We start from the raw sequence: 21,330 nt of genomic DNA, 5'->3' as shown, positions 1-21,330 counted from the left end.
TTTAAATTCCTAAAATATTTAATTCTCTCTAAAGAATTTTTGTGCCATTTGATTGGCTTTTGCTTTATCACGACCTTTTTTAAAGCTTTTATAAATTCCACTTACATAGTTTTCAAAAGTTTCTTGAGAATCAAGAGCCTTTTCATCTTTTTCTATCTTGGTATAAATTCCATTTTCATCAAGCGTGTAAGCTAATTGATTATCACTTAATTGAAGTCTTAAAATCTCTGCTAATTTAGCGTGCAAACTCTCATTTAATATAGGTGTCATTAGTTCAAGCCTACGCTCAAGATTTCTTGGCATCATATCAGCACTGCTTATATAATATTGCGGAGTTGCGTGTTTAAAATAAAAAATCCTAGCGTGTTCAAGATATTTTCCAACTATACTTCTTACTCTTATATTTTCGCTAAATCCTTTAAGATTTGGTTTAAGACAGCAAATCCCACGAACTATTAAATCAATGCTTACACCTTTGTTTGACACTTCATAAAGTGCTTTTATAATGTCTTCATCAACAAGCGAGTTCATCTTCATAATAATTTCGCCCTTTTTACCTGCTAGGCTTTCAGTTTTTATCATTTTTAAAATCTGCTCTTTTATCTGAAATGGGCTCATTGATAGAGTTTTTAAGCGTTTATTTTTGCAATAGCCTGTAAGTATGTTAAAAAACGCTGTAATATCAGTATTTGCTATATCAAAATTAGATGTAAAAAAGCTAATATCAGTATATACTTTAGCAGTAGCGGCGTTATAATTACCCGTGCCTAAATGTGCGTAAAATTTAAGCGTGCCATCGTCTAATTGGCGAATTACTTGAGTAATTTTTGCATGCACTTTAAACCCTGCTATTCCATATACTACATGAGCTCCTGCGTTTTCTAATTCTTTTGCCCAATAAAGGTTATTTTCTTCATCAAAACGAGCCTTTAATTCAACCATAACCGTAACTTGCTTTCCATCATTAGCTGCGTCCATTAAAGCCTTAATAATTTGCGAGTTTTTTTCTAAGCGATATAGGGTCATTCTAATTGATATTACTTTTGAATCCTTACTAGCTTCTTTGATAAAACTTGCAACTGGGTCAAAACTCTCATAAGGCTGATAGCATAAAATATCTTGCTTATCAATTACTTCAAATACACTTACATTCTCATCAAATGGTGGCAAAATCTTAGGCACATAAGAAGCATTGCATAAATGACTTAATTGCTTATTATTTACGATTTGTAGCATTGATGATAGGGCTAATGGGGTTTTGTATTCGTAAATATCTTTATTAAATACTTTTAAATGTATGCTTAAAAAGTTTTTAATCTCTTCGCTAGCACCACTTTCAATTTGAATTCTAACATAAGCACCTTTTCTTCTAAGTTTTAAGCCTTGCTCAAGTAGCATCATAAAATCATCTGCTTCTTCTTCCTCAATTATAATATCAGCATTCCTAGTTACTCTAAAAGCTGCACTTTCTACCATAGTAAAACCTGGGAAAATATCTTCTAAATGCTCTTTTACCACGCTTTCAATAGGAACAAAAAGCCCCCTATCAGCTTCAAAAAATCTAGGCAATACTCTAGGAATTCTAACCATAGCGAATTTATCGTGCTTTTCATCTTCGCTTTTTAACTTAACAGCTAGTGAGAAAGATAGATTATTAAGTGGCGGAAATGGGTGCGTTGAATCTACTGCAATAGGAACAATTACTGGCATTATGGTGCTAAAGAAATATTCTTTAGCTTTGCCTTTTTGATTTCTTGTTAAATCATTATAAGTTTTAAGCTCCACACCCACTTTTGCTAATTCGCTCATTATAGAAAAATAATTTTGTTCTAAAGTGTCTTTTTCTGCGTGTAAATATTCACGAATAGCGTTTAATTGCTCTAATGGTGGTAGTTCATTTTGTGGCACTACTCCTGCTGCAAAAAGTTGCTTAAGTCCAGCAACTCTAATCATATAAAACTCATCTAAATTCGTGCAATATATACTAATAAATCTTAATTTTTCTAATAAGGGTATTTTTTTATTGCACTGATCAAGCACCCTTGAATTAAACTTAAGCCACGATAATTCTCTATTAAAAACCAATTCCTTCTTCATTAATTATCCTTAATTTATAAAACCACTTGCTACTACTAAATCACCTTGATAAAATACTGCTAATTGTCCTTTTGCTAAAGCATATACGCTTTCTTCTAATAAAACCTTTTTTTCATTTTTTAGCAATTTACAAGGCACTTCTTTAGTGTTATATCTGATTTTTACCTTACAATCAATCTCATCAAAATCACAAAAAGCATTTACATTTTTTAATTGAAATTCTTTTACAAATAATTCTTCTTTTGAACCTACTATTATTACATTTTCTTTCGCATCAATTTCTAATACATAATGTGGAGTTAATGCACCTTTTACACTAAAACCACGCCTTTTACCGATAGTATAATGCATATAGCCTTCGTGCTCTCCTACAACTTCGCCCTTAGTATTTTTTACTAAGCCTTTTTGATTAACTTTTACATAATCTTTTAAAATATCGGTGTAATTTGTGGTTACAAAACATATTTCAGAGCTTTCTTTTTGTTCGCTGATTGATTTTAACATAGGGATTTTTAGTGCTTGTTCTTTTATGTCTTTTTTAAATTTATCCCCTAGTGGAAAAAGCACATCATTTAAACTTTCTTTATTTACATTTGCTAGAAAATATGTTTGGTCTTTGCTTAAATCTACGGCTTTTTTAAGCATATTGTTTTCTATTTGAGCGTAATGTCCTGTCGCTAACTTTGCATTTTTGCTTTTAGCATAGTCTAATAATGCTCCTAGTTTTATTTTTTGATTGCATAAAGCACAAGGATTTGGAGTAAGTCCATCTTCATAAGTCTTAATAAATGGATTAAAAACTGCTTTGCTAAATTCATCAGTAAAATCAATAATATCATAAGAAATTCCTAAAAAATCAGCCACTCTTTGTCCATTTTCTATATTTTTTTCGTGATAGTTTAAACGATTGTGTAATTTCATATAAACACCACTTACATTAAAACCTTTTTCTTTAAGCATAAGAGCTGTATAAGAGCTATCAACCCCACCACTCATTGCTAAAACTACATTCATATAATTTCCTTTCCATCTAAATACATATTTTTTATTTTATTCGTTCTTAAAATTATTTGAGCTAATACATTATCCTTATCATAGCCAAAATCATCTAGTAAGATAAAATCTGCCTTAGCACCATTACTTAAAGGCTTTAAGCCATTTAAAAATAAATGAGAATTATCAAAACAAGCCGCCTTATAAATTATGTAAGCTAATTCGTTTAATTCAAATTCGTTATGAGTAAATATAAAAGCTCTTAGCTCATCAAACATATTTAAACTATTATTTGAGCTAAGCCCATCTGTGCCTATGCTAAGATTTAAATCATTTGCTAAAAGATTTTTAAGCTTAATTGCACGAGAGCCTAAAAATCTATTTGATTTAGGACAAGTCGTAATTATATGATGAGATTTAAAAATACTAAAATCATCAACATAATTACAATGAGTAAAAATAGCTCTTAAATCATCAAATCCACTTAAAAAATCCTTAGTAATTAAACTAGGATTAAATCTAGCTAAATAATTGCTTAAAGCGTTACTTTTGCCTTGCAAATACTCCTTTTCATAAGCACTTTCTAAAAAATGTGTGCTGATTAATAAATCATTTTTCTTAGCAAAATTAAGTGCGTATTCATAAGTCTTATCACAAATTGAATAAGGACTATGCAATGATATATGATTATTAAGGTTTGAAAATCTTGAAAATCTCTCTTCAAAACTCTTAATATTATTTTTTAAAGTTTCATCATTAGCACCTAAAATCTCGTGAAAAATAATGCTTTTTATCTTGCTATTTGATAGGATTTCTAGGTTCGCTCCAAAACTTGAAATTTCGCCTAGATACCCTACCCCGCTTTGCATTAGAATTTCAATTTGTCTATTAATCTCTTTACTTAATAAATCTTTATTTATCGCTTCACGATTTTTGATAATGCTCTCAAGCCATTTTGCAAAATCTCCATAATAAAGCTTAGATAGACAAAACTCTAAATGTGAATGCAAATTACATAATACTGGGCTTAAAATATATTCGCTTTTATCAATTATTTGAGCGTTTTTGTATTCACTTAAAGCCTTGTTAAAATCACATATTTTAATAATCTCTTCATCAAATACTAAAGCTTTATTAGTTTGTAAAAATTCATCTTGGCTAAAGTCTAAAATAGCCTTAGTTTTCATAATTTTAATCATTTTTTTCCTTTATGAAATATTACGAAACTTTTTTTAATAAATGTTGTTAAAAATAGCAAATCGGATAATAAAAATCCTTTTTAGATAAAAATTTAATCCATAATTTAAATTCTTTTGATTAAAAATATGTATTAAAGCTTGATAAAATCACCAATTTTAAAGTATTGCTCATAATATTCAGATAATTTTAAAACCCCTTCATTACCCATTACTAAGGCACTATCATTATGAATTTTAAGAGCAGAACCATATGGCAGAGCAAAAACAGAAGAATTTTGATTTAGCTTAAAATATTCATAAAGCTTCATTGAATATTCCCTATCTTGAGGGATATATTCAGTGATTATTTGGTATTTTAAAATACCTAAAGCTTGCAAATTACTAGGATATAATATAGGTAAATCATTACAAGTTTTAATATCTTCTGATAATACACTAGCCCCAGCACCCCAGCCAGCATAGGTTATAGAATTTTCTATTTTATCTTTTAAAATATCTAATAAATTTAGCTTTTGTAATCTATGTAAAAGAACAAATAAATTACCGCCACTTACTAATATCCCATCGCTATCGTTTAATATATTAATAGGGTCATTGTGTATAGAAACTATTTTTGAGTTTATTTTATTTTTAAGAGTTTTTTCGTATTCATCAAATCCATCAATTACTTGAGCATAAGGAACTAGAGCTATTTGTTTAGTTTTAGCAAAAAAATCATTTAATATACTAGCACACCAATCAAAAGAATCTAAGTTTTTATATCTATCACTGCTTAATAATAAAATATTTCTCATACTATTTTCCTTTTAAAACTCATATCTATAATTAATCATACTTGTATAATTTAAACTATCATAAAAATTATGATTTGAATTTTGCTTATCATAAATCAAAGCGAAACTCAAAGATTGATTATAATCTAATTTATAATCAAAAATACTAGAAATAACTATTTCATTATCTTTTCTTTTTGAATAATAAGATGAATCAACCTTTTTATAAATTGTATGATTATAACCAAAACTTGGCTTAAAACTAACTTTATTTAATATAGGAATAATAGCCCCGATTTTTATACCATAATTTTTAAAATCAGAATTAGCACTAAAACTATCTTTTGCATTTTCTAAATCATAATTTAAATTAAAATAATAAATATTATCATTATATGCAAAAACATTATTAAGACCTAAAGAATGATGAATAAAATTAGAATCTTTATCCATACTATCAGCAAATATTCCTTTAGATAAATCATAAGAAATTAAATATAAATAATTATCATTTACATTATTTTCATAATTAATACCCATATTTAAGCTATGCAAAAACGCAGCTCTTCTAAGTAATACAAAATCATAACTAGCATTTAAAGTAATTTTGTGATTATCCCTTATATAGCTTGGATTAATTGCTAATGTTAATACATTTAAATCAGGATAATTTTCGCTTTTATTTTTTAAATATTTTTTATTATTTAAACTCGCATAAAGCTCTGCAAAATAATTATTTCCTAAATCTAAATTATAAGCACCATCTATATTAAAATTAAAACTTAAAGAACCACTTGCTTTTTCATTTTTAAAATTTCTAATCTTCTCACCAACAAAATCAGTGAAATTATCATTGCCATAAAGCGGGTTTGTATCATAAGCAAAACCCAAATTAAGTCCTATAAAATAAGGCTTAGCAACTTCTTTTGTAAAATTATCTAAATTATTTAGCATATTATTAATTCTAACTTTTTGAGTAGAACTTAAATCCAAATTATTTAGCATATAATTTAATTCATCTCTCATAAGCTCTGGATTATTATTTTCATAATACAAATTAGCTATTGAAAATCTAGCTTCAATATTGTTTTCATTAATAATTAAAACCCTATCGTAAGCTGCAATTGCTTCTTTTGTATCTTTTAATTTTTCAGCACTTTTTGCCAAAATTAGGTTAAGTTTTTCATCACTACAATCAATCTCACATTGAGCTTTAGCTAATTCTAAAGCTTTTTTATAATTTTTCTTATTAAATTCATCTATATAATTAGCAAAAGCAAGAGAGCTTATTAAAAATGATAAAATAATCTTTTTTATCATTTTTGAACCCCGTAAGTAGAATTTCTTTGCCTATTATTTTGATAGTCTTTACCATTTAAATATCCCTTATTTGCATAATTTATTTTATTTTGTATGCAATAAGTATTGCCATTACATATTTTAATAATATCTTTAGATATTGAATTAGTATCTAAATCCTTTATTCTTTCATTATTGTATTTATAATTATTTTTATAATCTTGATAATTTTTATTTTGATAATATTCTTGTTTTGCTTTTATCATTTCTTCTTTAGAATTTAAAAACTCATTAAAACTTTCGTTATTTTTATAAGATTGTTTAGTATTTACTTGACTTTCTTTACCTGTATTAATAGTTTCAAATTCCTTAGGCACTATCTTTTCAATCTTAATAACCTTATCATTATCAAATCTTAATTGATTTCCTGCTTGAACTAAAGAAGTTTTATTACCTACTTTAACATCTATTGCACCTTCTAAACAACCTACTTTATCAACCTTTCCAAGACTTCCAACAAACACGGTTCCTCTAATTCCAATCGTTGCTGTTTTTGCTTGAAATTCAAAATTCTTTCTAGCTATTTTTGAAATATTTCCTGATATTACTTTAAAATGTCCGTTATTTACTTCAAGACTTACTTTTGATTTTTTACCATCAATTACATAATCTTTAATATTTAAAGTTGTATTTTTACCTAGCGTAACTATTGTATTATCTATGAATTTAATTTGTAATTTTGCATTATTTTTTGTGATTATTTTGTCATTTTCTTCTAAAATATCATTTGTTTTTGCAATTCTTTCTTTGTTGTCACTTAAAATTACAACATCTCCTCTTAATGTAACTATTTTTCCAATATTTGCGAAAAGTGAGCTTGCTAAAAACACAATTAAAGCTATTTTGTTCATATTTTCTCCTATTTTTATAATTTGATTACATTAAAACTACTTGGTTTTAATTTTTCTAATTTGATAATTCCTAAATTTTTATAGTGTAATCTCTCTCCTTTTTTTAAATTATATTTTTTACCGCCTACTCCAACTTCAATTTCTCCTGAAACACAATCAACAAAACCATTATTAACATCTCCACTAAATCTAGTTCCACGAATGCCAATGGTCGCTGTATTTGCTTGGAAAGTAAAGTTTTGTCTAGCTAGCTTAGAAATATCTCCACTTACTAAATCATAACTTCCTTTTTTAGCTTTCAAATTCACTTTAGAATTTGCTCCATTAATTAAATATTTATTTATTTGTAAAGTTGAGTTTTTACCTAAAGTAAGAGTAGTGTTATCTATAAATCTTATTTGAACTTTTGCATTATTTTTAGTAAGAATAATATCGTTTTCTAATAGCTCATAATTTTTATGATTTACATTAATTGTTGATTGATTTCTTAAAACCTCAACATCTCCTACATAATTTACAATACTTCCAACATTAGCAACTAATGAAATTGAAAAAAACACCAATAAAAGCAAAATACGCATAATAAGTCCTTTTTTAAGATTTAATCAGTGATTTTATGATATTAACTTTAATTATAAATTAAAAATATATTAAATAAAAAATATAATCAAAAGTAAATTTTATTTATAAAATAATAAATTTATAAATAATTCATCACAATAATTGTTATCTTATTGTGATGAAAGAAGATTAGAAGTTATATCTATATACTAGGTTAAAGCTATAATCTATGTTTAGATTACCACCGAATGTTTTTTCAAATTCTAAGCCTATATTTGAAAGATTATTTAGTCTGTAAGAGCTTGATAAATTAACAAATACTCTTGAATCTCTTTTACCATTATTAATACTTATAGTATCTAAATCTTTTATAGTTTTCTTAGAATTATTTACCAAATCGCTAGCAAGTCCAACGCCTGCTCTAAGTGATAAATCATTTTTATTAAAACCTGTAAAGATAGCTGTTTTTAAATTAAGTGGGATAAAAGAATCTGATTGTAAATATAATTTTTTATCACTACTTGTTAATTCTTGCTTACTTACATAACCTGTTATTAATTCAATTTGTGGTTCTAAATAAAAATTATTAAAATCTTTTCTATATCCAATCTCAGCACTAGCTAAAAAAGTATAAGAATTATTTGGTTTTAAAGAATTTGTAACTTCGTTTTGATTTTTAACATATAAATTAAAATCATTTTTATAATTTATATATTTTGCTATTACATCAAAATACAATCCATTATCATATATAGTGCTAGAGTATGCTCCAAAACCATAACCTTTTATACTGCCATCTAAATTATCACTTAAACTATATTTACTAGCATTAAAAATAAGCCCTGTGTAATTTACATAATTATTGCCTTGATTTAATTTATCAGCACCTAATTGCATTTCATAAAACTTAGTCTTGTTTGCGTGTTCGTAAGAGCTTTGACCTGTATAAGCTCTAAACCAAATTCCAGCATTTGCATCTGTGTTATTTCTTAATTCCCCCATTCTTTTTTGCAAGTTATTCCATTCTAACACATAGCTAAAAAATACTTGATTTAACGAGCTATCAATCATTTGTGTAACTTCTTTATTTTCTTGAACGAAGAAATAATCTTTAACACTAGGCTTATTTAAATCATCGTTAGGTTTAGTAGGTTCTGGCTTTGTTTCTGGCTTTGTTTCTGGCACAATAGGAGTTGTATTTTCAATATCTTCTTTATTTACTTTTACTAAATACCAATTAGCTTTGCCATTTTCATTAACAAACTCAACATTAGGTGTATAAATACTGATATTTTCTTTATAATCAAGTGCTTTTAAATAATCATTATTAATAGTGTTATTAGTATTTACAAGACTTGCTAATAAAAACTTATTAGCATTAGCTAAATCAGGTTTAATCATAAAAGTATTTTGCCCACCTAGTGTGCTTATACTTGATGTTAGAGTATTGTTTAAACTAAACATAAAATTAGTCTTGCTAGCATTTAAATTAGCTACATTTATATTTGCATCAATATTTGCATTATTTAAGTTTAAAGTAGAATTATCATCTTCTGTGATTATAGAACCACTAAAATTAGAATTATTCATAATACTAAGAGTTGAATTATTTTTTAATTTCACATTTGCAGTCACTTCAATATCTTTTGCAATTGAATTAAATTCATTAGCAAAAGAAGTAAATACTAAAGAGCTATTTATATGATTTGCATCGTATCTATCAAGATAAATCAAATTCTCTCCTATGCTAAGATTTGATTTATCTAAAGTAATATTACCTGATGTTAAATTACTATGTTTTAATATTTTAAAGTTTGAATTACTTAGATTTATATTATTTATTTTGCTTGTTCTATTTTCGTATTCATCTTGAGTATTTGTATTAGGAGCAGTATTTACACCTAAAGAATTAGCTAAAGATTGATTTAGAAAATAAGAATGCTCTAAAGGATGACCTTGTAATATCGTAGTTCCACCATTTACACTTAATTCATCAGCTTTTATTTCTCCATCAAATACAAAAGTCTTAGAATTATTCAGTTTTAAATCAATATTATCGCTAATTTGTCCGTGATAAATACCTATATCATTAGTGTTATTTATACTTAGAGTTGATTTTTTAGAATTTGAATTAATAATCTTAGTTCTAAAATCATTTGCTTGAATTTTATCAAAACTTAAATCAACTCCATTTAAATCCAAATATCCACCATTAAAAACTAAATTAGCATTATTAATTTGATTTGCATTAGTGATTTTTAGCCCTGCATTGTTTAGAAGATAAATTGAACTAAACGCTTTATTACTTGTATTTAAAATCGTTAGCCCTTCGCCACTTCTTAATCCACCTGTACTTTCTTTGCTAATTTCTAGCGTTCCTTTTCCCATTTTATGCAAATTATCATTAGCTGCTGTTTTTGCATTAAAATTAAGTGTCTTACCATCATCTACCACAACTCCGCCCAATAAAACTTCTTCGCCATTTAAAGTAGAATTATCTTTAAAATAAAACACACTTGAGCCAAAATTTTCATTCTTATCTAGAGCAATACTTGCAGCTTTACTAAATACTAAATCTTTATTATTAGCACCATATTTATCTTTTATATTTTGATTAATTGTATTTGAATTGTAAGAATTACCACTTAAAGTAGCAGTAAAATCATTCTTAAAATCATTAATTATAAAACTATTTATAAGAGCATATTTTGTATAAGAGCAAGTTGTATTATTATCACCACAATTACTTCTACTAACTACTCCTACCACTAACCATTCTTTTTTCAAATTATCCCATACATAAATAGCACTTCCGCTATCTCCTGGAGCTGAAGTATTTGAAAAATCAAGCCTTATATCTTTATAATAATCCTTTGCACTTAAATGCAAATATCCAGTCTCTCTTTTACTTTCATCTTCATTAATATATAAAACTCCACCGGTTAAAAACTCTGAAGAGCCAGCCACTTGTTTAGGAAAAATACTTGTATCAATACTACCAATTTTTTGAATTCCACTGCCAGTTCTTGCATATACGCTAAATCTTTCTGGATTATTTAAAATTTCACCTTTTCCTATATTATCATCATCTTTCTCACCGCTTGTTTTAATATATTCTTTATAAGCATTAGTATCCCACTCATAAATGCTATTTTTAGCAAAATACTTATCTTGATATATTACATTTTGGTCGTTTTTTAAGTTATCTTTAACATTTGTAGTTTTAAAATAAAATTCTTTATCAATTAGCTTTGCACTTTCATTGATATTTAATTTGCTCATTTTAATTACAGCAAAATCTTTTAAATCATCAACTTGAACTAATTCATCGCACGATGTATTCCATTTAAAATAATCTTTAAAATTTGTATCACTTGCTACTACTTTTGATTTTACTAAGCCAAATTCATATTCTTTATCTTTTTGTATTAAATCTTTTCTATATGTAGGACTAATCATATGAGCTGCAGTGATTGCAAAAGAGCCACCTATATTAGTAAGCTCACCCATCAAATCTCCTGTAGTATTTGCTGCATTAAAACTTGGCATAGGAACTTTCAAATCAATAGTTTTTCCATAAATATCTGTAACTTCTATATTATTACCTACTTTAAATTTGCCTTTATTATTTCCAAAATCTAAATAATCTTGATAAGCAAAATTAGGATTTACAACACCTGCAAATAAATTAACACTAAGTAAAATGGCACTATATTTGATTTTCATAGTGGCTCCTTATATTAAAATTATGTTTTATAATAATATCAATATACTTTAAATTCTCTTTAAAGAATAATTTTTATTAAAGGAAAAAATATGAAATTATTAAGCATAGCTTTAGAAAATTCTGCAAATTCTCATCTAAAACATATATTAAAAAAATTAGATAATATAGAATTATACGGGATTTATGATATTAATTTAAAAAATGAAATTCCTATTTTAAATTCTAATAATTATTGTGATTTTACAGAATTTAATGCTATGGGTTTTGTGCAGATTTTACCACTTATTTTAAAAGCAAAAAAAGCTATAAAAGATTTGGTTCAAATAGCACTTAATGACAAAATTGAAAAGATTTTATTAATTGATTCTCCTGCTTTTAATATACCATTTGCAAAAGCCCTAAGAAAAGCAGGTTTTAAAGGCAAAATTATTTATTTTATCTTGCCACAAGTTTGGGCTTGGAAAAAAGGTAGGATTAAGGTAGTTGAGAGTTTATGTGATGAATTAGTTGGGATTTTACCTTTTGAAAATCAGTATTTTAAAAAATCTCATTATTTTGGAAATCCAAGTAATGAAGCATTGAAAGATTATTTTAAAGAAAACTCAAATTCTAAAAAATTAATAGCCTTTTTACCAGGTTCAAGAAAAAGCGAAATCAAATCTTTAATGCCGATTTTTAGGAATTTAAAACAAGATTTTAAAGATTATGAATGCGTAGTTTGTGTGCCAAATTTTTTAAAAGATAGATTAGATTTATATGGGGATTTAAGCGGCTTTACTATCTCATATGATACTAAGGCTACTTTAAAAGAATGCGAGTTTGCTTATATTTGTAGCGGGACTGCAAGTCTTGAAGCAGGGCTTATTGGAAATGCTTTTTGTTTATGTTATAAGGCTAAAATGATTGATTATTTCATAGCAAAAACTTTAGTAAAAATCAAATTTATTGGACTTTGTAATATTATTTTTGATAAGCTTAATTTGGGCGAATTTCATAAAGAATTCATTCAAAATTTAGATAAGACAGAGTTATTAAAAGCATTTGAAAATGCGAATAAAGATGAATTTTTAGAAAAATCAAAAAAATTAAGAGAATTAACTAAAGGTGAAATAGCAAATAATTTAGCAAAATTAATCAAGGAGTAATAATATGGAAATGATGACACAAAAAGGATATGAAAAATTATTTAAAGAATTAGAGCATTTAAAGGTAGTTGAGCGTCCTAATGTGGTAAAAGAAATTGATATTGCAAGATCTCACGGAGATTTAAAAGAAAATGCTGAATATCACGCAGCAAGAGAAAAACAAAGCTTTTTAGAAGGCAAAATTGCAGAACTTAGCGAAATTTTAGCAAATGCTAAGATAGTAAATCCAGCAGAATTTAATCACGATAAAGTAAGATTTGGTAGCACCGTTTTGATAATGGATTTAAATACAGAAGAAGAAAAAACATTTAGCATAGTAGGAAATAGCGAAAGCGATTTAGATAAAGGTTATATTAGTATAAACTCACCTATAGCAAAAGCTATGATAGGTAAAGTTGAAGGCGATGAGTTTAATGTAGTATTACCTAAAGGTAAAGCTAGTTATGAAATACTTGAAATTTATTATAAAGAGCTTGATATTTAATGCTTGTATTAAAAGAAGGAGCAATTTTTATAGCCGATGTGCATTATGATAGCACTAGGCTTGATTTTGTAGATTTTATAGATTTTTTAAAAAAGACTAATCCACCACAAGTAATACTTCTAGGAGATATTTTTAATCTTTTAATAGGTGGAATTTCAAGTTGTAAAAACGATAATTTAGATATTATAAAAGCATTAGATGATTTAGCTTTAAAAATAGAAATTATTTATTTTGAAGGAAATCATGATTTTAATTTAACTAAGCTTTTTAACAATGTAAAAATCATTAAAAATCAACCAATTTTAGCAACTTATAACAATAAGATTTTTGCTATATCTCACGGAGATATATTCTTGCCAATCATCACTCAAATAGCTTTAAGATTTTTAAGATTTAGCTTTGTAATTTTTATATTAAATTTATTAAATATTTTAAGTTTTGATAAAATTTATCAAAAGATTTGCAATCAACAAAAGGTAAAAAAGCTATATAAAAAATTAGATTTTTTTAAAAAATTAATGGAATTTAGAATTAAAAAATATAAAAGTTTTTTTATAAAAAAAGGCGTAAATATTGATTATATAATAGAAGGGCACTTTCATCAAGGAGATGAGTATTGCTTAGAAAATATAAAATACAAGAATTTAGAAGCTTTTGCAAATGACCGAAGTTTTTTTATACTAGAATATGGCTTTATAAAAAAATATAACTTACCCAGAAAGGAGTAAATATGGCAGAAGATAAAGTCTTAAAGGCTGATTCTAATGAAATGGAACTTGTAGATTTTCGTATCTATAAACAAGGACAACATAAAGTCTATGAAGGAATTTATGGAGTTAATGTTGCTAAAGTTAAAGAAATCATAAAAATACCTGCACTTACAGAATTACCAGGTGTTCCTGAATATATTGAAGGAGTATTTGATTTAAGAGGAGTTGTAATTCCTGTAATAAATTTAGCTAAATGGATGAATATAATTGAGCCAAAAGATATGGTATTAAAACCTAGAATTATTATTGCTGAATTTTCAAATATTATGATAGGTTTTATAGTTCATGAAGCAAAAAGAATTAGAAGAATTAATGCAAGTGATATTAGAGGTTCTGATTTTTCAACAAATACAGGCGGATTTGATAAAAGTCAAATAACAGGAATTGCTAAGATTGAAAATGATGAAGTTTTATTAATCTTAGACCTTGAAAGAATTGTTGAAGAGCTTGGAATTTACTCTCCAAAAATTGATATAGAAGAAAAAGAAATCAAAAAAATGACAGGAACAGCAGTTGTATTAGATGATAGCTCAACTGCTAGAAAATTAGTTCGCGATGCACTTGATAAAATGGGCTTTAAAGTAATTGAAGCAAAAGATGGTGTAGATGGACTTAATAAAATGAATGAACTTTATGAAGCATACAAAGGCGATATTGCTAATCAAGTAAAAGTTATTATTAGTGATGTTGAAATGCCACAAATGGACGGATTTCACTTCGCTTCAAGAGTTAGAGAAGATATTAGATTTAAAGGTATTCCAATTATCTTCAACTCATCTTTAAGCAACGAATTTTCAACTCTGAAGAGTAAAGATGTAGGTGGAGATGCCTTTTTAACCAAATTTGATGCTAATGTATTTTACAAAGAAGTATCAAGAGTAATTGAATCATATATTAATAAGTAAGGAGCGTAAATATGGAAGATATGCAAGAGATATTAGAAGACTTCTTAGTAGAAGCTTTTGAATTAATTGAACAAATAGATCACGATTTAGTTGAGCTTGAGAGTAATCCTGAAGATTTAGAATTACTAAACCGCATTTTCCGTGTTGCTCACACAGTTAAAGGAAGTTCAAGCTTTTTAAACTTTGATGTTTTAACAAAACTAACTCATCATATGGAAGATGTTTTAAACAAAGCTCGTCACGGCGAATTACTAATAACTCCTGATATTATGGATGTTGTGCTTGAATCAATTGATATGATGAAAGACTTATTACATTGTATTAAAGATAATGGCAATGATACAGCAATAAATATGGATATTAGCTCAATTTGTAGCCGTCTAACTGCAATTAGCGAGGGTAAAATTTTAAGCGAAGTTAAGGCTGAGCCAAAAAGTTTAAATGAAAAAATTGAAGAATTAATTGAAAAAGATTCAAATAGTAATGAAGAAGAAGTAGATGTAAATTCTTTAAGTGCTGATGAAGTAGAAGCTGAAATTGAAAGATTATTAAAACAAAGAAAAGCTGAAGATAAAGCAAGAAGAGAAGAGAAAAAACAACAAGAAGCAGTGGTAGAGACTAAAAAAGTTGAAAAAGTAGTTGAAACACCTGTTGAAAAGCCGGTAGAAAAAATCTCTGAAAGAGCTAGTGAAAAACAAGATGCAAGAGAAGCTAGAAATGCGAAACAAGCACCTGTAGCTGCTGATAAAGGCAACTCATCAAATATGGAGCAAACTATTAGGGTTGAAGTAAAAAGACTTGATAACCTAATGAACTTAATAGGCGAACTTGTATTGGGTAAAAATAGACTTTTAAAAATTTATGATGATGTTGAAGAAAGATATGAAGGCGAAAAATTCATAGAAGAATTAAATCAAGTTGTAAATCAATTAAGCGTAGTAACAACTGATATTCAATTAGCTGTAATGAAAACAAGAATGCAACCAATTGCAAAAGTATTTAACAAATTCCCAAGGGTTGTTAGAGATTTAAGCCGTGATTTAGGAAAACAAATTGAGCTTGAACTTGAAGGTGAAGAAACAGAACTTGATAAATCAATCGTAGAAGAAATAGGCGATCCTATTATGCATATGATTAGAAATTCTTGCGATCACGGAGTTGAATCAGCAGAAGATAGAATTGCAGCAGGCAAACCAGAAAGAGGAACGGTTCAGCTAAAAGCATACAATGAAGGAAATCACATAGTAATTGAAATAGCTGATGATGGTAAAGGACTTAATGCTGAAGTATTAAAAACTAAAGGTATTGAAAAAGGAATTATTAGCGAAAGAGAAGCTGATAATATGAGCGATAAAGAAGCTTATGGTCTTATATTTAAACCAGGATTTTCAACTGCTAAACAAGTAACAAATGTAAGTGGTCGTGGTGTTGGAATGGATGTTGTTAAAACAAACATTGATAAGCTAAATGGTATTATTGAAGTAGATAGCGAGTTAGGAAAAGGAACGGTTATAAAACTAAAAATCCCATTAACACTAGCTATCATTCAATCACTACTTGTAAAAACTCAAGAAGAATTCTATGCAATTCCACTTGCTAGTGTTCTTGAAACGGTAAGAGTTGCTATTGATGATATTTATACAATTGAAGGCAAAAATGTTTTAAGACTTAGAGATGAAGTTTTATCACTTGTAAGACTTAGTGATTTATTTGGAGTAAAACAAGTACTTGAAAATAGCGAACAAGCTTATGTAGTTGTTGTCGGTGCAGCAGCTTCTAAACTTGGAATTATAGTAGATACTTTAATAGGTCAAGAAGAAGTTGTAATTAAATCTATGGGATATTATTTACAAAATATCACAGGAATTGCAGGCTCGACCATTCGTGGAGATGGTAATGTTACATTAATAGTTGATGTTGGTGCAATGATGGATATGGCAAAAGATGTTAAAGTAGATATTAAAGCAAGTAGCGAAAGTGGTGCTAAAGTTTCAAAAGAAAAACCAAGTGATTATGTAGTTTTAGCTGTTGATGATTCTCAAATTGATAGAGGAATTATGAAAAAAGCATTAGAACCACTTGGAATTAAAGTAATTGAAGCAAGCAATGGTGTAGAAGCTTTAAATATAGTAAAAAGCGGCGAACATTCAATAGATGGAATGCTAATTGATATTGAAATGCCAAGAATGGATGGTTACACACTAGCAGCAGAAATTAGAAAATATGCAAAATATAGAAATCTACCACTAATTGCTGTTACAAGTAGAACTAGCAAGAGTGATAGATTAAGAGGCGTAGAAGTAGGAATGACTGAGTATATTACAAAGCCTTATTCTTATGAATATTTAGAAAATGTAGTAAGAAAGAATTTAAAATTAGGATAATGTAATGGAAAGATTAAATCAAGTTTTAAATAGACAACAAGAACAAGTTAAAGGTGCTTCTGGTAGAGATGTAAAAGAAGAACAAATTAGACAATTAGTAGGATTTATGATTGATGAAGAAGAGTATGCAATTCCAATTCTAAGCATACAAGAAATCATAAAGCCTATTGAATACACTAGAGTTCCTAGCGTTCCTGATTATGTATTAGGAGTATTCAATATGCGTGGTAATGTAATTCCATTAATTGACCTTGCAAAGCGTTTTGGCTTGGGTAGTTCAAAACATACTCAACATACAAGATATATAGTTTTAAAGGGTGAAGAAGGAAATATCGGTTTTGTTATTGATAAATTAACAGAAGCTATCAAAATTAAAGAAAGTAATATTGACCAACCACCTGAAACTTTACTTAAAGAAAAAGGTATGATTGATGGAATTGGCAAGCAAGAAAATAGTATTTTAACTATATTAAAAGTTGAAGCTTTAATGAAAAGGGATTTTTAATGAGTGGATATAGCATTTGGTGTGATTTTATTGAAAATAGTTTTTTAGATAATGAATTTTTACAAATGCTAGCTAGTGGCACTATAAATGGTGCTACTAGTAATCCTAGTATATTTAAAAATGCAATTACTACTTCAGCATATTATAAAGAAAGAATTAAGCAATTAAATATAAAAAATAAAGAAGAATTATTTTTAACTCTAGCTTTAGAAGACATTAAAAAAGCAGCTATTAAAATGAGCTATTTATATGCAAAAGATAACAATAATGGTTTTATTAGTTTTGAAATAAATCCACTAAATAGCAATAATGCAGGTCTTAGTATTGCAGAAGGTTTGAAAATTGCTAATTTGATAAATATGCCAAATTTAATGATAAAAGTGCCGGCAACTAATGCAGGATATGAAGTTATGAATACATTGGCAAGTTATGGAATTAGCATAAATGCTACACTGATTTTTTCTTACGAACAAGCAAAAAAATGTAATGATGCAATAGCACAAGGTATGAAAAAATATAAAGCAAAAAATCCTAATGGAATAATTAATAAAGGTGTAGTTAGCATTTTTGTAAGCAGAGTTGATAGCTTATTAAATAATAGATTTAGCGTTAAAAACAAAATAGGAATTCAAAACGCAATTTATTCAGCATCTAAAGTAGATAATGAAAATATAAGAGCTTTATTTGCAAGTACAGGAACAAAAAGTAATGATTTAAGTAAAGATTATTATTTAAAAGAACTAGAATTTAATAACACTATAAATACAGCTCCAATTAATGCTATAAATGCCTATAAACCTAGTAAAACTATAAAGAATTTAAATCAAGAAATAATTTCAAATTCAAAAGATTTTATATTCTCAACTATAAACGAAATTGAGTATAATGCCGCTTGCAAAAAACTTTTAGAAGATGGATTAATCCAATTTGAAAAAGCATATATAGATATTTTAGAAAGTCTTTAAAGGTTATTAATGGAAATAGATTTAGAAAATATTCGTTGGGAATTAAGAGATAATTTAGATGGTTGGTTAAATACCTTAATTGAAGTTGGTGGAAGTGATTTACACCTTAGCTCAAACCTAAATCCAAAAGGTAGAGTAAATGGAGAAATTAGCGAAATAGCACCTGATATTATATCAAGAGAAGATATGTTAGATTTATGTAAAGCCCTAACAAGGGGAGATTTTACAAGATTTGTAGATAATAAAAATATAGACTTCTCTTATGAGCCTAAAAATAAAGATAAATTTAAATACAAAGGCTCTTTTCGTGTGAATTTATTTTTTACAATGAATGGACCTAGTGCTGTTTTTAGAACAATCCCTGATACTATGCCAAGTTTTGAAGCATTAAAACTGCCAGAAGTTATTAAAGATATAACAACAACAGAAACAAGGGGATTAATATTAGTTACTGGACCAACTGGTAGTGGTAAAACGACTACACTTGCTTCAATCATTGAATATATCAATCAAAACTACCATAGACATATTATCACTATTGAAGACCCAATTGAATTTAAATATAAACCTGCAAAATCAATAGTAAATCAAAGAGCTATAGGACAAGATGCTTTAAGCTTTCAAGATGCACTAAGAGCAGCTTTAAGGGAAGACCCTGATATTATTCTAGTAGGTGAGATGAGAGATTTAGAAACCATTGAAGTAGCAATGCACGCAGCAGAAACAGGACACTTAGTTTTAAGCACACTTCACACAATTAATGCACAAGAAACATTAAATAGGGTTTTAGGAATGTTCCCTAAAGAAGAGCAAAACAGAATTAGAAGTTCATTTTCTGGAGTATTAAAGGCTGTTATTTCTCAAAGATTATGTAAAACCACAGATGGAAAAAGAACAGCTGCTATTGAAGTTTTAAGAGGAAATGAGCGTATAAAAAGACTTATTTTAGAAGGTAGAGAAAACTCAATAGGCGATGTATTAAAAGAAGGCACAATGAAAATGCAAAGTTTTGACCAACATTTGCTAATGCTATATAAATCAGGAAGAATTACAGAAGAAGAAGCGTATGATAAAGCAAGTAATGCAAATGACTTGAAAGTATTAATTGATGGTTATAAATTTGGAGAAGCAAAAAAATCATCATCTAATGTAAGCACTGGTTTTCAATTTAAACTTGCTTCTCAAGAAGAATAATATTTTTATTAAACTTTTTATAGTATTATTCACACTTATTTTTTTTGAAAGGACATTTTATGTTAGAAGGACAAATTAGACAGAGTATTGGTAGAAAGTCAGCTAAAGCTGCTAGACAAGATGGTATGCTAATTGCTAATATCTATGGCAAAGGCGTTGAAAATATCCATGCGGTATTTAAAACAAACGAATTTATTAAAGAAGTTCGTAAAAAAGACGGATTAATTTTCCCTGTTAGTGTTGATGGTAAAACTTATGAAGTTGTAATTGTTGATTATCAACACCATCCTGTAACTAGCGAAATTAAACACGTTGATTTAAAAATAGCACTAAAAGGTGTTGAGAGCTTTTATATGGTTCCTGTAAAAGTTGTAGGAACTGCAAAAGGTCTTAAAAATAAAGGTGTATTAATTCAATCAAAACGCCGCTTAAAAGTAAAATGTAAAGCAGAAAATTTACCTAATTTCTTTGAATTAGATGTAACTGATTTAGATGTTGGTGATGCTTTATTAGTAAGAGATATTAAAGTTGCTGATAATGTAAAAATTATTGACGCTGGTCGTGTAGCTGTTGTTGGAGTTGAAAAAGCTAGATGATTTTAGTAGTAGGCTTAGGAAATCCTGGCGAGAAATATGCAAATACTCGCCACAACCTAGGCTTTATGTTAATTGATAAATTACTTAACTCTTCTTACACTAAACAAAATTTAAACTGCAATGGAGAACTTTATAAAAAACAAAATATATTACTACTTAAACCACTAACCTATATGAATAATTCAGGGGAAAGTGTAAAGAAAGTCGTAGATTTTTATAAACCAGAAAGAATAATTGTATGCCACGATGAAATGGATATAAATTTTTCTAAGCTAAAAATTAAAAAAGGTGGTAGTTCTGGTGGTCATAATGGATTAAAATCCATAGATAACTTTATAGGTAATGATTATGAAAGAATTAGATTAGGAATTGGAAAACCTGATTTAAAATATGAAGTTATTAATTATGTTCTTGACAATTTTAATGAAGATGAAAAAAAAGAATTAGAAAACTTCTTAAATTATTCAAAAGACGCTTTAGAATATCTTTTAGACAATGATATATTAAAGACTCAAAATAAATTTCATAATTAAACACTTTCAAATAATTAATAAAATCATTATTCTTAAATAATTAATAATACAAATATGTATTTAAATAGCCTAATATTTTAGTTATTGTAGTTTTGCCAAACTCATAAATAAATTACAATTTATAATAATCGTGATATAGACTTAAAATAAATCATACTTAAAACCTATTTAAAATGTTTATTTAAAAACAAAATTTTTCAAAATAAGATAAATTAAATTACAAATATAAAATTATTTATCAATGAATTCCATTGAAAAAATACTCATTAAATATTTATAAATGTTTAAA

The 21,330-nt window shown here is 27.3% G+C and carries 18 protein-coding genes; 10 read left to right on the top strand and 8 right to left on the bottom strand.

The window, feature by feature from the left end; all coding sequences use genetic code 11:
- Positions 1–18: 18 nt before the first annotated feature.
- The 8 genes from AVBRAN12642_RS02805 to AVBRAN12642_RS02770 all read right to left on the bottom strand — a co-directional run bounded on the left by AVBRAN12642_RS02805 (position 19) and on the right by AVBRAN12642_RS02770 (position 11,559).
- On the bottom strand, positions 19–2,097 hold the full coding sequence (locus AVBRAN12642_RS02805; protein WP_336607913.1) for an RNA degradosome polyphosphate kinase: 2,079 nt from the start codon (positions 2,095–2,097) through the stop codon (positions 19–21).
- Between the two features lie 9 nt (positions 2,098–2,106).
- Entirely contained in the window at positions 2,107–3,111 is a 1,005-nt protein-coding gene (gene mnmA, locus AVBRAN12642_RS02800; RefSeq protein ID WP_214149728.1) for a tRNA 2-thiouridine(34) synthase MnmA, read from the bottom strand.
- On the bottom strand, positions 3,108–4,289 hold the full coding sequence (gene mqnF, locus AVBRAN12642_RS02795) for an aminofutalosine deaminase family hydrolase (protein WP_336607912.1): 1,182 nt from the start codon (positions 4,287–4,289) through the stop codon (positions 3,108–3,110). Before mqnF ends, mnmA begins: the two co-directional genes overlap by 4 nt.
- 131 nt (positions 4,290–4,420) lie before the next feature.
- A complete protein-coding gene (locus tag AVBRAN12642_RS02790) occupies positions 4,421–5,083 on the bottom strand; it encodes a Type 1 glutamine amidotransferase-like domain-containing protein (protein ID WP_214116644.1) in 663 nt (220 codons plus the stop codon).
- 12 nt (positions 5,084–5,095) lie between these two features.
- Entirely contained in the window at positions 5,096–6,382 is a 1,287-nt protein-coding gene (locus AVBRAN12642_RS02785) for a porin family protein (RefSeq protein WP_336607911.1), read from the bottom strand.
- Positions 6,379–7,272 carry a FecR family protein gene (locus AVBRAN12642_RS02780; protein WP_336607910.1) on the bottom strand — a complete coding sequence of 298 codons (894 nt, stop codon included), beginning with the start codon at positions 7,270–7,272 and terminating at the stop codon, positions 6,379–6,381. The genes AVBRAN12642_RS02785 and AVBRAN12642_RS02780 overlap by 4 nt, the downstream gene beginning before the upstream one ends.
- 14 nt (positions 7,273–7,286) lie before the next feature.
- The gene (locus AVBRAN12642_RS02775; protein ID WP_336607909.1) at positions 7,287–7,853 is read right to left on the bottom strand and encodes a FecR family protein; all 567 of its coding nucleotides are present in this window, start codon (positions 7,851–7,853) and stop codon (positions 7,287–7,289) included.
- A 169-nt stretch (positions 7,854–8,022) separates the two neighbouring features.
- Positions 8,023–11,559 carry an autotransporter outer membrane beta-barrel domain-containing protein gene (locus tag AVBRAN12642_RS02770; protein ID WP_336607908.1) on the bottom strand — a complete coding sequence of 1,179 codons (3,537 nt, stop codon included), beginning with the start codon at positions 11,557–11,559 and terminating at the stop codon, positions 8,023–8,025.
- 90 nt (positions 11,560–11,649) lie between these two features.
- Here AVBRAN12642_RS02770 and AVBRAN12642_RS02765 point away from each other — a divergent pair, with 90 nt between their 5' ends.
- The 10 genes from AVBRAN12642_RS02765 to pth are packed head-to-tail and all read left to right on the top strand — an operon-like array spanning position 11,650 to position 21,041.
- Positions 11,650–12,705 carry a lipid-A-disaccharide synthase gene (locus AVBRAN12642_RS02765; protein ID WP_336607907.1) on the top strand — a complete coding sequence of 352 codons (1,056 nt, stop codon included), beginning with the start codon at positions 11,650–11,652 and terminating at the stop codon, positions 12,703–12,705.
- Between the two features lie 4 nt (positions 12,706–12,709).
- Positions 12,710–13,189, top strand: a complete 480-nt coding sequence (gene greA / locus AVBRAN12642_RS02760) for a transcription elongation factor GreA (protein WP_239802743.1) — start codon at positions 12,710–12,712, stop codon at positions 13,187–13,189.
- Entirely contained in the window at positions 13,189–13,917 is a 729-nt protein-coding gene (locus AVBRAN12642_RS02755) for a UDP-2,3-diacylglucosamine diphosphatase (RefSeq protein ID WP_336607906.1), read from the top strand. Before greA ends, AVBRAN12642_RS02755 begins: the two co-directional genes overlap by 1 nt.
- A 2-nt stretch (positions 13,918–13,919) precedes the next feature.
- Positions 13,920–14,864, top strand: coding sequence for a chemotaxis protein (locus tag AVBRAN12642_RS02750; RefSeq protein WP_214116629.1), 945 nt, complete (start codon positions 13,920–13,922; stop codon positions 14,862–14,864).
- 11 nt (positions 14,865–14,875) lie between these two features.
- Complete coding sequence (locus AVBRAN12642_RS02745; protein WP_336606893.1) at positions 14,876–17,248, top strand: hybrid sensor histidine kinase/response regulator; 2,373 nt, start codon at positions 14,876–14,878, stop codon at positions 17,246–17,248.
- Between the two features lie 4 nt (positions 17,249–17,252).
- Positions 17,253–17,753, top strand: coding sequence for a chemotaxis protein CheW (locus tag AVBRAN12642_RS02740; protein ID WP_214116625.1), 501 nt, complete (start codon positions 17,253–17,255; stop codon positions 17,751–17,753).
- Positions 17,753–18,718: a transaldolase gene (locus tag AVBRAN12642_RS02735; protein ID WP_336606892.1), complete on the top strand. Its 966-nt coding sequence runs from the start codon at positions 17,753–17,755 to the stop codon at positions 18,716–18,718. The genes AVBRAN12642_RS02740 and AVBRAN12642_RS02735 overlap by 1 nt, the downstream gene beginning before the upstream one ends.
- Before the next feature lie 9 nt (positions 18,719–18,727).
- Complete coding sequence (locus tag AVBRAN12642_RS02730; protein ID WP_214116621.1) at positions 18,728–19,912, top strand: type IV pilus twitching motility protein PilT; 1,185 nt, start codon at positions 18,728–18,730, stop codon at positions 19,910–19,912.
- Positions 19,913–19,971: 59 nt separating this feature from the next.
- Positions 19,972–20,508: a 50S ribosomal protein L25/general stress protein Ctc gene (locus AVBRAN12642_RS02725; RefSeq protein WP_214116615.1), complete on the top strand. Its 537-nt coding sequence runs from the start codon at positions 19,972–19,974 to the stop codon at positions 20,506–20,508.
- Positions 20,505–21,041 (top strand): aminoacyl-tRNA hydrolase, encoded by a 537-nt coding sequence (gene pth, locus AVBRAN12642_RS02720; protein ID WP_336606891.1) that lies wholly within the window; start codon positions 20,505–20,507, stop codon positions 21,039–21,041. The genes AVBRAN12642_RS02725 and pth overlap by 4 nt, the downstream gene beginning before the upstream one ends.
- Positions 21,042–21,330: the final 289 nt, after the last annotated feature.

The organism is Campylobacter sp. RM12642, assembly GCF_020137635.1.
Classification (GTDB): Bacteria; Campylobacterota; Campylobacteria; order Campylobacterales; family Campylobacteraceae; genus Campylobacter_E.
Note: the sequence above shows the minus strand (reverse complement) of the source record. Positions and strands in the feature narration are given on the sequence as shown.